Raw genomic sequence first — 14,118 nt, forward strand, 5'->3', positions numbered from 1 at the left:
CTCAATCGCCGGACGGGCTCAAGAACCCTCCCCGTGCGGCGAGGATTTCAGCCCGTCCGGCGTTTGGTTACGGGAAGGGGCGGGACTGGGGAGCCCCCGGCAGGGACCCTCAGCCGAGGACGTCGGACGGGCGGACCACCTCCCGGATGCCCCGGGCGGCAAGATGGGCGGCGTCCCCCACCCGCTCCGCGAGCACACACGCGGGCCGCACCCCCTCCCCGGCGAGCCGGGCGAACGCCTCGAACACCGCTCCCCCGGGAGCACACACGGACCGCCCCCCGAAGCCGGCACCCGCGTCGACGACGAGCGCGGTGGCCCGGACCGGCGGCGCGGGCCGGTCACGCCACTCCTTGGCGAGCCGCGCCAACGCCTCCCCCGCGGGCTTCACCCGCCCGTCGTTGGTCAACAGGCCGAGGCTGTACTCGAGTTCGGGGAAGTCGGCAAGGGAGCGGGACACATCGTGGGAGCACCACCACGTCACGCCCCACACGTCCGCGCAGTCGAGCGCCGCGTTCACGGTGGCCTCGGTGAAGTCCGCGGCGGCGGCGGGCGGTATGAGCGGCGCGGGTGCGCCGACCTCCTGGAGCCACACGGGCCGGTGCGGTGCGAGGGCCCACGCCTTGGACAGTTCGATCATGTACGCGGCGTGCTGCCCGGTGGCGACGCCGTCCTGCCCGTGCCGCTGGGCGGTGCCGTTGAACACCCAGGAGTGCACGGCCGTGACGGCGCCGGCGCGGGCGGCCTGGGCGGGTGTGAACGGCTGGTCGTCCTGGTACCAGGCGGCGTCGTACTCCGCGTGCAGGTGCAGCTTCCCGGGGGCGCCCTCCTCGCAGGCGGCGAGGACCGTGCGCAGCCAGGTGTCCGCCTGCTCGGGGGTGATGCGGTCGGGGTCGGGGTGCGGCCCGGCCGCGAACTGGTTGATCTCGTTGCCGATGGTCATGCCGATGAAGTTCGGCCGGTCGGCGAGCGCGGCGGCGAGGGTGCGCAGATAGGCGGCCTGCCCGGACACCACGTCGGGGTCGGTGAAGATGTTCCTGCGGTGCCAGGTCTGGGTCCAGGCGGGCAGGAAGTCGAAGCTGGACAGGTGGCCCTGGAGGCCGTCGACGTTCACGTCGAGTCCCCGCTCGGCGGCGGCGTCGGCGAGCGCGACGAGCTGCTCGACGGCCCGCGGTCTGATCAGGGTGCGGTTGGGCTGGAAGTACGGCCAGATGGGGAAGACCCGGACGTGGTCGAGGCCGAGGGCCGCGACGCCGTCGAGGTCACGGCGTACGGCGTCGATGTCGAAGTCCAGCCAGTGGTGGAACCATCCCTGGCTCGGGGTGTAGTTGGCGCCGAAGCGGGGCCGGGCGGCGGGGGCCGCGCCGGTCGTGTCGTCAGACGTCATGCGGATCCTGCTTCTGGGAGCTGGGAGCTGGGAGCTGGGTTCTCGGAGCTGGGGCGGTGCGGGCGGGCAGCGGCGGACGGCGCCTGTCAGCCCTTGACCGCGCCCTCGCCGACGCCGCGGAAGAAGTACCGTTGCAGGCAGGCGAAGAGCACGATCAGCGGCAGGACCGCGATCACGGTGCCCGCGGCGACGAGGCGTTCGTCGTTGGCGAAGGTGCCGTGGAGGTAGTTGAGGCCGATGGTGAGCGTGAACTTGTCGGGGTCGCTGAGCACGATCAGCGGCCACAGGAAGTCGTCCCAGGCGCCCATGAAGGCGAAGATCGCCACCACGGCGAGCGTGCCCTTCACCGCGGGCAGCGCGATGCGGAAGAACCGCTGCCACACATTGGCGCCGTCCACGAACGCGGCCTCCTCCACCTCGTAGGGCAGGTTGAGGAAGGCGTTGCGCATCAGGAGCACGTTGAGGGCCGAGACACAGCCGGGCAGGAGCACGCCCATCAGGGTGTTGTTCAGACCGAGGTCCCGCATCGTCGTGAACTGGGCGATGATGATGCCCTCGACGGGGACCAGCATGGCGAGGATGAACACCAGGGTGGCCGCCTTGCGGCCGCGGTAGCGCAGGCGGGCGAGGGCATAGCCGGCGAGCGCCGCGCCCACGCAGTTGGTGAAGACGTTGGCGGCGGCGACCTTGAGGGAGTTCAGGGCGTAGTCCCACACGGGGATGGTGTCGGCGACGCGTTCGTAGTTGTGCAGGGTCGGGTCGGAGGGCAGGAAGCTCGGCGGCGAGCTGAAGATGTTCTCGTGCGGCCCCTTCAGGGACGTCGAGAGCTGCCACAGGAACGGCCCGATCATCAGGGCGAGCACACCGAGCAGCAGGGCGTAGCGCAGGATCAGCTCCCACACGGGCATGCGCCGGCCGTTCTCGTCCCTGACCCGGCCGCGGCGACCGCGGGCGCCGGGGGCGGTGCGGTTCTCCTTCGACACGGGCGCCACCTGCGCCACCGGGGCCTCGGGGGCCGTCCTCGGTGCGGGCATCACGCGTCCTCCTTCCGGTCCGCGCGCAGCACCAGGAGCATCAGTGCGACGGTGACGACGAAGATGACCACGGAGATCGCGGAGGCGTAGCCGACGCGCCCGGTCAGGCCGGTGCCGGTGCGCTGCACGAGCATCACGAGGGTCGTGTCCTCGCCCGCGGGGCCGCCGGTCGGCCCCGCCATCAGATACACCTCGGAGAAGACCTTGAAGGCGGCCACCGAGGACAGCGCGGCGACGAGCACCATGGTGGAGCGGACCGCGGGGACGGTGACGGAGAGGAACCGGCGTACCGGTCCCGCGCCGTCCACGGCGGCCGCCTCGTGCAGTTCGCGGGGCACGTTCGCGAGCGCCGCGAGATAGATGATCATGTAGTAGCCGAGGCCCTTCCAGACCGTGACGGCCATGGCGGAGAACAGCAGCAGCCACTGGTCGCTGAGGAAGCCGACCTTGCCCGCGCCCACCGCCTCCAGGACGGCGTTCACCAGGCCGCGTTCGTCGAGCATCCACACCCAGATCAGACCGACCACGACGATGGAGGCGACCACCGGCGTGTAGAAGGCCGACCGGAAGAACGTGATGCCGGGGATCTGCTTCTGCACCAGGAGTGCGAGCAGCAGCGGAAGCACCACGAGGGCGGGCACCACCACGAGGACGTACAGCGTGCTGTTGCGCAGGCCGATCCAGAACATGTCGTCGTGCAGCAGCTCGCGGAAGTTCGCGAGGCCGACGTACTTGCCCTCGACCAGCTGCCGTTTGTCCGTGAAGGAGTTGATGACGGTGCTGACGAACGGATAGAGGATGAAGACGCCGACGATCGCGAGGCCGGGGGCGGCGAACAGCCAGGGGCTGGTGACCAGTTGGCGCCGGATGCGGCGCCGTGCGGGTCCCTTCCCGGGGGTGCCCGACGCGCCGTCGCGTCCCTGGCGCCTTCCCGCGGGGCCCGGCGCACCGGCACGGCGCCCGCGCCCCGGCGCGGGGGCGGCCCCCGGACCCGCGGTGGCCGCCGCGGCTGCTCCTTGACTCTTCATGGCGTACGTTCCCTGGTCCTGGGGTGGTTCAGCTGACTCGGCACCGGGTTCAGCTCTGCTTCAGCAGCCGGTCACAGCTCTTGACAGCGTTGTCAAGCGCTTCCTTGGGGCTCTGCTTGCCCTGGAGGGCCCGCGCGACGGCGTTGCGCAGCTCCACCTTCATCTGCTCGCTGAACAGCACGGGCGTGTAGTTCACGGCGGTCTTCAGGGACTTGGCGGCGGCGATCCGCACCCTGGTCTGGTCCGTGCCGTCCGTCCTGGTGAAGTACGGGTCGTCCAGGGAGCCCTTGGTGCTGGGGAAGATGGCGACCTTCTTGGCGAAGGACATCTGGCGCTGCGCGTCGGTGACGAAGTGGGCGAAGGCCACGGCGGCGGGGGTCTTCTTGGTGCGGGTGTTCACCATCACCCCCATCACGTACATGTTGTCCTTGCCGGTGCTGCTGATCTGCGGGGTGATGCCGATGTTCTCGTAGAGCCGGGGCGCGTCCTTCTTGAACTTCTCCAGGTCGAGCGCGCTGCCCGGGTTCATGGCGACGGCCTCGGTGAGGAACTTCTTGCCGGTCGACTCGGGCGTCGCGGTCAGCGCCTGGCCGTCCAGGGCCTTGGCGTCGTACAGCTTCTTGTACTTGGTGAGCAGCTCGACGCCCTTGGCGTCGTTGAAGGCGAAACCGGTGCCCTCCTTGTTCATCAGGGGGACGCCGTAGCGGCCGAAGTCCTCGATGGTGGGCACGTTGGCGAGCGTGGCGACCTTGCCGTCGCTCTTCTCGGCCAGCTTCTCGGCGTCGGCGAACAGCTGGTCGTAGGTCTTCGGCGGCTTCTCCGGGTCCAGACCGGCGTCCTTGAACAGGCGCTTGTTGTAGAACAGCGGCCCGGTGTTCAGGTACCAGGGGAAGGCGTACGTGCCCCCGAGGCCCGGCACCTGGTGGCTCTTCCAGGCGCCCGGAAGGTACTCCTTCTCGTACTTTCCCGCCGACTTGTCCAGATCGAGCGCGAGACCGGCCTTGGCGAGCGGGGCCACCAGGTCGGGCGAGACGTTCACGACGTCGGGCAGCGTGCCCGCGGCGGCGTCCGCGCTGATCTTGTCGGCGTAGCCCTCGCCGGGCTGGTCCACCCACTTGACCTCGGCGTCGGGGTACTTCTTCTCGAAGTCGTCGATCAGGCCCTCGAAGTACGACTTGAAGTTCGCCTTCAGGTTCCAGGTCTGGAAGGTGATGTCGCCCTCGACCTTGCCGGAGGCGTCCGCCGAGCCGGTGTCGTCGCCGCTGCCGCAGGCGCTCAGGCCGAGCATGACGGCGGCGAGGGCGGCGGCGGTGACCGCTGCGCGGGGGCTTCTCGATATCCGGGAACTCCGGGATTGACGCACGGTGAACGGCTCCTTTGCTCGGCCCGGCGTGGGCGGCGGCGATCACCGGCGGCAGTGTGGGCCGCGTCGGAATCGCACCGAGGCAGACCCTGCATGGAACGGAAGTGAAAAGTCAATGGATTGGGGACGATTTGCTGGTTCCGAACCTGTTCGCACTGCCGAACTAGCAGGTCAGAAGGGTGCGTTGAATCCCTTGCCAGGGAAGACTAAAGCGCTTTAGGCTGTGCTGGCTCAAGCGCATTAGTACGTACGAGGGCTCGTACGGGCTCGGGTACGAGAACGAGTACGGGCCCGGGTACAAGTGCGGGTACGAGTACGGGCCGGGTACGGGTACGACCAGTACGAGGTCGAGCACGGTGCGTGGCCGCGCAGGCGGTGGTCGGCAGGCGGCGGTCGGCCGTCGATGCGCGCACCGAGTCCACGCCCGCGCCGATTCCCCGCGCGCGGCGCGGCACACACCCTGCGCGTCGCCGCAGGCGGAGAGGGGCACAGGGTGCAAGGCAAGCGGTCACCGGCACGCCGGCCGACCATGAAGGACATCGCACGGCGCGCCGGGGTGTCCGAGAGCGCCGTCTCCTTCGCGCTCAACGACCGTCCCGGGGTGTCCGACATCACGCGTGACCGGGTGCGCAGGGTCGCCGAGCAGTTGGGCTGGCGGCCCAGCACGGCCGCGCGTGCCCTCTCGGGCGAGGGGGCGGCGACGGTCGGCCTGGTGGTGGCACGCCCTGCGGGGACGCTGGGCGTGGACTCGTTCTTCCTACAGTTGATCTCGGGCATCCAGGAGGTCCTGGCGGAGCGGCAACTGGGCCTGCTGTTCCAGGTGGTGGAGGACGTCGCCGCCGAGTGCGCGGTGTACCGGCGGTGGTGGGCCGAGCACCGGGTCGACGGTGTCCTCGTCGTGGACCCGCGCACCGACGACCCGCGGCCCGAGCTGCTCGCGGAGCTCGGGCTGCCCGCGGTCGTCACCGGGGGTGTGCCCGACCCCGAGCGGCCGCAGCGCCCCGGTCTGTCCACCGTGTGGGTCGACGACGCGGGTGCCATGGCGTCCGTGGTCGGGCATCTGCACGCCCTCGGTCATCGCCGGGTCGTGCACATCGCCGGGCTGCCCGGTCTCGCGCACACCGAGCGGCGCGTGCGGACGCTGCGGGCTGAGGCCGACCGGCGGGGGCTCACCGAGGTGCGCTCGGTGACCACGGACTACTCCGACGCGGAGGGCGCCGCGGTGACGCGGCGCGTCCTCGGGGCGGATGCTCCGCCGACGGCGCTCGTGTACGACAACGACGTGATGGCCGTGGCCGGGGTGGCCGCCGCGGCCTCCCTCGGCTTCGCCGTCCCGGACGACGTGTCCGTGGTGGCCTGGGAGGACTCGGCCCTGTGCCGCATGGTGCACCCGTGGCTCACCGCCCTCTCCCGTGACACGGTGTCCTTCGGGCGGACGGCGGCGCGGGAGCTTCTCGGTCTCCTCGACGACGGTCCCGCGGGTACGGTGCAGGTGCCGCTGCCGCGGCTGATCGAACGGGAGAGCACCCGTGCGGTGCGCACCGCCTAGGCCTGCGCCCCCGCCTTGACGCGACCCCGCGAGACCTCGCGGGTGCGTCTGCGGGTAATTCGTGGCCGAGCGCGCAGTTCCCCGCGCCCCTAACGGGGCACAGTCCAACGCCCCCTCAAGGGGCGCGGGGAACGGCGCGACCAGCCCACAACAACCCGCACACGCAACTGCCACAACACCCCGCAGACGCGACTGCGGCTATTCCGTGGCTGAGCGCGCAGTTCCCCGCGCCCCTGACGGGGCACACCCCAACACCCCCCCTCAAGGGGCGCGAGGAACTGCGCGACCAGCCCACAACACCCCGCAGACGCGACTGCGAGCACTTCGTGGCTGAGCGCGCAGTTCCCCGCGCCCCTGATGGGGCACACCTCAACGCCACCCACCATGGGGGGCCTGCGTGCGGGTCAGGAAGACCAGTTCTCTGCCGGGGCGGTCGGGGGCGTCCCGTACGGCGTCCAGGAGGTAGCCGGCGGCGGCCAGGTCGGACTCGACCTCGGCGCGTTCGCGGAACCGCAGGGTGGACTGCGAGGTCAGGACCCGGCCGTCCGCCGCGAACACATAGCTCCAGCGGAACGTCACCAGGGGGCCCTCGACCGCCACCAGGTCGACCCAGCTCTCGACCTCCCCGACCCCGGGCACCTCGGTCACGCCTTACGAGGCCGCGCGGTTCCACGACTCCCAGGCCCGCAGGGCCGGATCACGGGTCTCGAACACGAACCGCCCGCCCGGCCGCAGCGCCCCCCGCACGCCCCGCAGCGTCGCCCGCCAGGCCCCGGCACCGGTGATCTGCTGCGCGGCGTTGGCCGTCATCGTCACGAGGTCGACCCCGAGCGGGGGCAGACCCGCCCCGTCCCCGTGGATCCATCGCACCCGCTCGGCGCCCGGCTTGGCCCTCGCCACATCGAGGGAGGCGAGCGCCGGGTCGACGCCCACGACGTCGATGCCCCGCTCGGCGAGGAGCAGCGCGAACACCCCCGTACCGCACCCCAGATCGATGACCCGCCGCGCACCGAACTCCGTCACGATCCCCACATACGCGTCGAGGTCGCCGCGGTCGGGGTCCAGCACGTCGTAGAGCGCGGCGAGCCGCGGGTCCTGGAACATCTCGTCGGCCATGCGGGCGAAGGTATCCGCGCCCGGCGCGCCGGGGCCTCCGGTTTTCGGGGAGGCGCTGTCACGGCGGGGGCATGTGACCCAGGCGTACGACCTGACGGTTGTGGAAGAAGTCGTCCTGGCGCAGCACGGTGATGCTGCCGGAGGGCACCGGGAAGCTCACGGAGCCCACGGATTCCAGGGGCATCCCGATCCACGCCGTGACGACGAACGTCAGGGCGAAGCCGTGGGTGACGACGATCTGGTGCGCGCGGGGGCGGCGCAGCATGTCGTCCACCGCGGCGTGGACGCGGCGCGCGCACTGCCCCCGGGTCTCGGCGCCCCGCGGGCCCTCGTGGTGGTTCATCCGGTCGCCCTCGGCCGGCGGCGGGACGAAGCGCCGGTCGAGCCACTCCTGCGGCCTGCCCTCCGCGTCACCGTAGGACTTCTCGCGCAGCCGCCGGTCGAGGACCGGCCGCACACCGAACAGTTCGGCCACGGCGTGGGCCGTCTGCGCGGTGCGCCGCAGGTCCGAGGAGATGATCTCCACGTCCGCGCCGCCGGGGATGTCGGCGCGCAGGGCGCGGGCGATGGCGGCCGCGGACTGCCGCCCCGCGGGAGTCAGTTCGGAGTCGTGCCAGCCGCCGACCACCTTCTCGACGTGGTGGGTCGCCTCCGGGTGGGTGACGACGTGGAGGGTGCGCATCAGGACGTGCCTTCCTTCGCGGTGCGTGCGGTGCGTGCGGGGCGGGTGGGCGCGGAGCCGCCGGGTTCCGTGGCGGCCGGGGTGCGGCGGGCCCACAGCAGGGCGCCTGCGAGCAGGACGAGGCCGCCGAGGAGCCAGCGCGGCGCGCCCCCGGGGAGGTGGCCGACGACCATGCCCGTGCCCGCGCCGACCAGTTGCAGGGCGAGGGACTGCACCGACAGGGCGGTGGCGCGCCCCGCGCTGTCGACGCGGCGGTGCAGGAGTTCGTTCTCGCTGGGGCCCGCGGCGCCGAGTCCCACGTACACGAGCGCGTAGCCGAGGACGGCCAGGGCGAGCGGGGCCGGGCCCGCGGGGCCCGAGGGCACCGCGGCTGCCGCGGTGGCACCGAGCAGCAGCAGCCCGGCCGCCGCCGCGCCGAGGCCTGCGAGGACGGCCCGTTCGCTACCGCCCGCGACCCGGGCGAGGAGCGGCGCGAGGTGGCTGCCCGCCATCGAGCACAGGAACCCGGCGCAGGCGAGGCCCGCGAAGAGCACCGCCCCCGTCTCCGGTGCGCCGGTCAGGTCGACGGCCCGGCCGGGAGTCAGGACCTCCACGGTGACCAGGGCGCTCCCCGCGGCCGCGGCACTGAGCAGGACGCGCCGCACGAGGGCGTCCCGGCCGCCGAGGCGCACCCCGGCCATGACGGTGGCGGGGACGCCGCTGAGGACCCCGCGCAGGGTGGTGCGCGGCCGGGGCGGCTCGGGCAGCGCGGTGAGCACGTACACGAGGAAGACGATCTCGACCGCCACACCGAGCAGCGCGGGAGCGGAGAGCGGCAGCACGAGCCCGCCCGTGGCCTGCTCGATCCGGGCGCCGAGGTCGGGGCCGAGGCCGAGGAGCCAGGGCAGCGCGCCGCCGATGAGGACGCCGGCCGCGAGCGCCGCGCCGGTCGCGGCGGCGCCGCGGGCCAGGCCGGTGCGCAGCTCCGCGTCGGGCCCGGCGCTCGCGTGCACCGTGTCGACGTACCAGGCTTCGGCGGGGCCGCTGGACAGGGCGCGGCCCGCGCCCTTCAGGGCCATGCCGAGGGCGAGCACCCACACGGTGGTGCCGAGGGCGTGCAGGACGAGGGCGACGAGGTCGAGCAGACCGGCCGCGGCGAGTACCGAGCGCCGGCCGAGCACGTCGGACAGGCCGCCGGTGGGGAGTTCCAGGACGGCGGCGGTGAGGGAGTGCGCGGCGACGCAGCCCGCGACGGCCGCGAGGCCGAGGCCGCGTTCGGTGAGCAGCGCCACCATCGGGGCGATGGCCATCCCCAGCGGCAGCCAGAACAAGGCGCACACCACGGCGTAGCGCCGCCGCGCGGTACGCGGATCGAGGACGTCGCTCCGGCGTACGGGTCCGGCACCGCCCGCCTCAGTCATGGGTGTAACCCCGTACGCGTCTCGGCACGGAACGGTCCGCCACGTCGCCGTCATCGACCGGCCCGGCGTCCGGGCCGCCGTCGGTGTCACCCGGCGCCCCCGGCGGTTCCACCACCCCGGCTCCCCCGGCGCCCTCCGTCCCGCCCGTCCCCGTACGGTCCGCGGCCGGCAGTGTCGCCAGGAGCACCATCACCTGCTCGGCGCGGGCGTCCCCCGCGTCCCGTGCCCTGAGCTCCGCCAGCTTGTCCTCGAACGCCTGCTGGAGCTCCCCGAGCGACTCGGGGGTCAGGCGTGGCATCAGGTCGGTGATGCCGGAGTGCCGGAGCCACTGGGGTCCGAGGCGTCCGGAGGCCATGTCGCTCTCGTGCTGGGCGAGCGAGGCCGCCAGCTGTTCCACCTGCCGCCGGGCCATGGTCGCGGCGAAGTCCCTGCCGACCGGGGACGCCTCCATCGCCGCGTGGTCCCAGGTGGTCACCTCGTGCACGGCGCGCCAGCGCCGCTCCCGCGCGTCCCGGTGCTCCGCCTCGGTGACGAACGCGTGCTTCGCGAGGACCCGCAGGTGGTAGCTGGTGGCGGCGGACGACTCGCCGGTCTTCGCCGCGAGTTCGCTCGCGGTGGCGGGGCCGTCCCTGCGCAGCAGGCCGAGCAGGCTGATCCGCAGGGGGTGCGTGAGGGCCTTGATCGCGGCGGGCTCGCGCTCGGGGTCGAGCACCCGCAGGCGCCATCCTTCGTCGGTCATGACAGGAGCGTAGGACGGCCGGGCACTCTGCAAAAGTATTTTTGCAGAATTACTTTGGGAAAGCCCTCCGGCCCGGGCCGCACCGCAGGTCGCACTCGCACCCGCAGATCGCGCCGCTCCGGGAGTACGGGGAAAGCACCGCGCCCCCGCCGCGGGAGCGACGGGGGCGCAGGGGCATGCGTACAGGGTTCAGTCGACGCCGGGGAGGATGTGCGGCTCGGCGAGGTCGTCCTCGTACCCGGCGAGCCGGATGGGTGCCGCCTTGGCCCACGCCTCCAGATTGCGGAGCTTGTGGGGCCGCCCGCCCCGCTCGCCGCCGCGATCGGCCGGTCGCTTCTCCTGCTTGGTCGGATCTGGTGTCACCGCGCACTCCTCTGTGTCGCGTAACGGAAGAACCTGCCAGTGCGGCAGCGCTGTCGCACTGTCTTCGCGGTCGCGGTGGCGCCGTGTCGGGGCGGGATCGCGGCCGTCGGTCGCAGCCTGTCCCGGGACGGCGTGGAGGGTGCCGGTGTGCGCCCTGTGGCCGTCCACTCGCACCAGGTTAACCAAATGAGCGCGGCCGTGCTCGATGGCGCTCACCCAAGAGGAGGAATCGTGACGCCTCCGCTACGGAGTCGTCACCATTTGCCGGGCTTGTAATCCTTCAGGAACACGCCGTACAGGTCCTCCCCCACCTCGCCGCGCACGATCGGGTCGTAGACGCGGGCCGCTCCGTCGACCAGGTCGAGCGGCGCGTGGAAGCCCTCGTCGGCCAGGCGCAGCTTGTCGAAGTGCGGGCGCTCGTCGGTGATCCAGCCGGTGTCGACCGAGGTCATGAGGATCCCGTCGGACTGGAACATCTCCTGCGCGCTGGTCCGCGTCACCATGTTCATCGCGGCCTTCGCGGCGTTGGTGTTGGGGTGTCCCGCACCCTTGTAGCCGCGGCCGAAGACGCCCTCCATGGCCGAGACGTTGACCACGTAGGCGCGCCCGCTCTCCGCCTTCCTCGCGGCCTCGGCCAGCTGCGGCCGCAGCCGGCTGATCAGGATGAACGGCGCCGTGTAGTTGCACAGCTGGGTTTCCAGCAGCTCCACCGGGGAGATCTGCTCGATGGTCTGCACCCAGGTGTTGCTGTCCACCACGTCCGGCACCAGACCGCCCGCGTCGATGGCGCTGCCGTCGCGGTGCCGCTCGACACTGGCGTTGCCCGCGACCAGGGCGAGATCGGCGACCTGCTGTGCATCGAGGCCGCTGACGCCGACGGGCAGCGCGGCGGGTCCGCCGAGATCACCGACGGCGCCGGAGTTGAAGGCGCCGATCACCTGGTGGGCGGGCAGTTCCCCGGCGGGCAGCGGAGCGCTCTCGCCCTCGACGAGCGCGGCGTAGGCGGCGGGCAGGCGGCGCACGGTCTGCGTCGCGTTGTTGATGAGGATGTCCAGCGGGCCCTGCTCCGCGACCTGCTCGGCGAGGCCGACCACCTGCGCGGGGTCGCGCAGGTCGATGCCGACGACCTCCAGGCGGTGCAGCCAGTCCGCCGAGTCGTCCATGGCCTTGAAGCGGCGGACGGCGTCCTTGGGGAAGCGGGTGGTGATGGTCGTGTGCGCGCCGTCACGCAGGAGCCGCAGCGCGATGTACATGCCGATCTTGGCGCGGCCGCCGGTGAGGAGGGCGCGCTTGCCGCCGAGGTCGGCGCGGACGTCGCGCTTGGCGCGGTTCTCGGCGGCGCAGTCCTGGCAGAGCTGGTGGTAGAAGTAGTCGACCTCGACGTACCGCGTCTTGCAGGTGTAGCAGGAGCGGGGGCGCTGGAGTATCCCCGCGATCTCCCCCTTCTCCGTCGCCGACGAGGGCAGGATGCCTTCCGTCTCGTCGTCGATGCGCTGCGCGGAGCCGGTGGCGGTGGCTTCGGTGACGGCCTTGTCGTGGGCGGTCTTGGCGGCGCGGCGCTCCTGGCGGCGGCGCTGCTTGACCGTTCGGTAGATGCCCGCGGTGGCGCGGCGCACCGTGATCGCGTCGGGGTGGTCGACATCGAGTTCGTCGAGCTCCGCGAGCACGGCGAGGCAGACGGCGAGCCGCTCGGGGTCGATGCCGGGGCCGTGCGCGGAGGCCTCCGCCGCGGCCTCGGTCGCAACCCGCGCCGCAGGCTCCGACGGCGCCCCGCTCGAAGCCGGCGAGGCGCTCTGCCGCGTGCTGTCCTCTGTCACCGTCATCGCGCTGTCGTTCCTCACCGCACTCGTACCGCGGCTCGTCTGAGGTGACCGCGGAAGCTCCAAAAGCGGAACTTTACGTAGAGCGGGCGCTCGGCACCAAACCCGAACGGTCGCCCCGCGGAGGCGGGCTCCGGCCGATCCCCTTCCCGGAGGGGTGCCGGAGCGTCTCCGACCGTCAGTCGCAGCCCCGCACGGGCGCCTGGGAGGCGGGTGTTGTAGCCGCGTGCGGGAGGCGGAGGCGGGGTCCTGTCGCCGCAGGAGCCGGTTTCGTCGCCGCAGGGGGCGGTCCCGTCGCCCAGGAGCCGGTCCCGGAGCAGCAGTGGCGGTCCTGTAGCCGCAGGGGCGGTCCTGTAGCCGGGCAGGGGCCCGTCCCGAGGGTCTAGGGGAACGTGAGCGACGTTCCGTCCACCGGTACCCGCTGGCCCTTGCCCAGGGCGATCACGCCGCCCTTCGACACCGTGTACAGCTCCTCGTCCCGCTCTGGGTTCACGCCGATCGTGGCGCCGGGCGGGACGTCGACGTTCTTGTCGAGGACCGCGCCGCGCACCACCGCTCCCCTGCCGACCCGGACGTTGTCGTGCAGCACCGAGCCCTGCACGACGGCGCCCTCCTCGACGATCACACCGGGCGACAGGACGGAACGGGTGACCTGCCCGCGGATCACGCATCCGGGGCTGACGACGGACTCCCCCGCGATGCCGCCCGCGCAGAACTTGGCGGGCGGCAGCTGCCCCGGGTGGGTGTAGATGGGCCAGCGGCGGTTGTCGAGGTTGAAGGCGGGCCGGTCGGAGATCAGGTCCATGTGGGCCTCGTAGTAGGCGTCGAGGGTGCCGACGTCGCGCCAGTAGCCGTGGTCGCCCGCGGTCTCGCCGGGGACGTGGTTGTCGGCGAAGTCGTAGACCTGCGCGAGGCCGCGCTCGGTGAGGGACGGCAGGATCGAACCGCCCATGTCGTGCACCGAATCGGGGTCCTCCGCGTCCCGCTGCAACGCGTCGACGAGCACTTTCGTCGCGAAGACGTAGTTGCCCATGGAGGCGAACACCTGGTGCGGGGAGCCGGGCAGGCCCGGCGGGTCCTTCGGCTTCTCCAGGAAGCTGCTCACCCGGGTGCCGTCCCCGGCGGGCGTGATGATCCCGAACTGGTCGGCGTCCGCGCGCGGCACCCTGATCCCGGCGACGGTGACGCCCGCGCCGGACTCGATGTGCTGCGCCAGCATGTGGCGGGGGTCCATGCGGTAGACGTGGTCGGCGCCGAACACCGCGATGTGGTCCGGCTGTTCGTCGTGGACGAGGTTCAGGGACTGGAGGATGGCGTCGGCGCTGCCCAGGTACCAGCGGGGGCCGAGGCGCTGCTGGGCGGGGACGGGGGTGACGTAGTTGCCGAGCAGGCTCGACATCCGCCAGGTGGTGGAGACGTGCCGGTCCAGGGAGTGCGACTTGTACTGCGTCAGGACGCAGATGCGCGTGATGTCGCCGTTGACGAGGTTGGAGAGCACGAAGTCGACGAGGCGGTAGGTGCCGCCGAAGGTCACCGCCGGTTTCGCCCGGTCGGCCGTGAGCGGCATCAGTCGCTTGCCCTCCCCGCCCGCGAGCACGATGCCGAGCACCGAAGGTCCACCGCGCATGGCCGCCCCCTTA

At 72.2% G+C, this 14,118-nt stretch carries 11 protein-coding genes and 1 pseudogene; 1 reads left to right on the forward strand and 11 read right to left on the reverse strand.

Features of this window, described 5'->3' with window-relative positions:
- Positions 1 to 109: 109 nt before the first annotated feature.
- The 4 genes from ACH4DX_RS08005 to ACH4DX_RS08020 all read right to left on the reverse strand — a co-directional run bounded on the left by ACH4DX_RS08005 (position 110) and on the right by ACH4DX_RS08020 (position 4,734).
- On the reverse strand, positions 110 to 1,384 hold the full coding sequence (locus ACH4DX_RS08005; RefSeq protein WP_398154447.1) for a glycosyl hydrolase: 1,275 nt from the start codon (positions 1,382 to 1,384) through the stop codon (positions 110 to 112).
- An 86-nt stretch (positions 1,385 to 1,470) separates the two neighbouring features.
- Positions 1,471 to 2,292: a carbohydrate ABC transporter permease gene (locus tag ACH4DX_RS08010; RefSeq protein WP_398154756.1), complete on the reverse strand. Its 822-nt coding sequence runs from the start codon at positions 2,290 to 2,292 to the stop codon at positions 1,471 to 1,473.
- A 125-nt stretch (positions 2,293 to 2,417) separates the two neighbouring features.
- Complete coding sequence (locus tag ACH4DX_RS08015; RefSeq protein WP_398154448.1) at positions 2,418 to 3,446, reverse strand: carbohydrate ABC transporter permease; 1,029 nt, start codon at positions 3,444 to 3,446, stop codon at positions 2,418 to 2,420.
- Between the two features lie 49 nt (positions 3,447 to 3,495).
- Complete coding sequence (locus ACH4DX_RS08020; RefSeq protein ID WP_398154757.1) at positions 3,496 to 4,734, reverse strand: extracellular solute-binding protein; 1,239 nt, start codon at positions 4,732 to 4,734, stop codon at positions 3,496 to 3,498.
- Between the two features lie 604 nt (positions 4,735 to 5,338).
- Here ACH4DX_RS08020 and ACH4DX_RS08025 point away from each other — a divergent pair.
- Positions 5,339 to 6,358: a LacI family DNA-binding transcriptional regulator gene (locus tag ACH4DX_RS08025; RefSeq protein ID WP_398114442.1), complete on the forward strand. Its 1,020-nt coding sequence runs from the start codon at positions 5,339 to 5,341 to the stop codon at positions 6,356 to 6,358.
- A gap of 369 nt (positions 6,359 to 6,727) precedes the next feature.
- On the opposite strand, the pseudogene ACH4DX_RS08030 reads toward ACH4DX_RS08025, so the two are convergent.
- The 7 genes and pseudogenes from ACH4DX_RS08030 to glgC form a co-directional block, all read right to left on the reverse strand.
- Positions 6,728 to 7,474: pseudogene (locus tag ACH4DX_RS08030) on the reverse strand (class I SAM-dependent methyltransferase).
- Positions 7,475 to 7,532: 58 nt separating this feature from the next.
- A complete protein-coding gene (locus tag ACH4DX_RS08035) occupies positions 7,533 to 8,156 on the reverse strand; it encodes a histidine phosphatase family protein (protein WP_398114446.1) in 624 nt (207 codons plus the stop codon).
- Entirely contained in the window at positions 8,156 to 9,556 is a 1,401-nt protein-coding gene (locus ACH4DX_RS08040; protein ID WP_398154449.1) for an MFS transporter, read from the reverse strand. Before ACH4DX_RS08040 ends, ACH4DX_RS08035 begins: the two co-directional genes overlap by 1 nt.
- Entirely contained in the window at positions 9,549 to 10,295 is a 747-nt protein-coding gene (locus ACH4DX_RS08045) for an ArsR/SmtB family transcription factor (protein ID WP_398114450.1), read from the reverse strand. The genes ACH4DX_RS08040 and ACH4DX_RS08045 overlap by 8 nt, the downstream gene beginning before the upstream one ends.
- 189 nt (positions 10,296 to 10,484) lie before the next feature.
- Positions 10,485 to 10,658: a hypothetical protein gene (locus ACH4DX_RS08050; protein WP_169749740.1), complete on the reverse strand. Its 174-nt coding sequence runs from the start codon at positions 10,656 to 10,658 to the stop codon at positions 10,485 to 10,487.
- A gap of 254 nt (positions 10,659 to 10,912) precedes the next feature.
- On the reverse strand, positions 10,913 to 12,481 hold the full coding sequence (locus ACH4DX_RS08055) for an SDR family NAD(P)-dependent oxidoreductase (protein WP_398114452.1): 1,569 nt from the start codon (positions 12,479 to 12,481) through the stop codon (positions 10,913 to 10,915).
- Between the two features lie 379 nt (positions 12,482 to 12,860).
- Positions 12,861 to 14,105, reverse strand: coding sequence for a glucose-1-phosphate adenylyltransferase (gene glgC / locus ACH4DX_RS08060; RefSeq protein WP_398154450.1), 1,245 nt, complete (start codon positions 14,103 to 14,105; stop codon positions 12,861 to 12,863).
- Between the last annotated feature and the right edge of the window lie 13 nt (positions 14,106 to 14,118).

It is taken from the genome of Streptomyces sp. NPDC017940 (assembly GCF_044328435.1).
Lineage (GTDB): Bacteria > Actinomycetota > Actinomycetes > Streptomycetales > Streptomycetaceae > Streptomyces.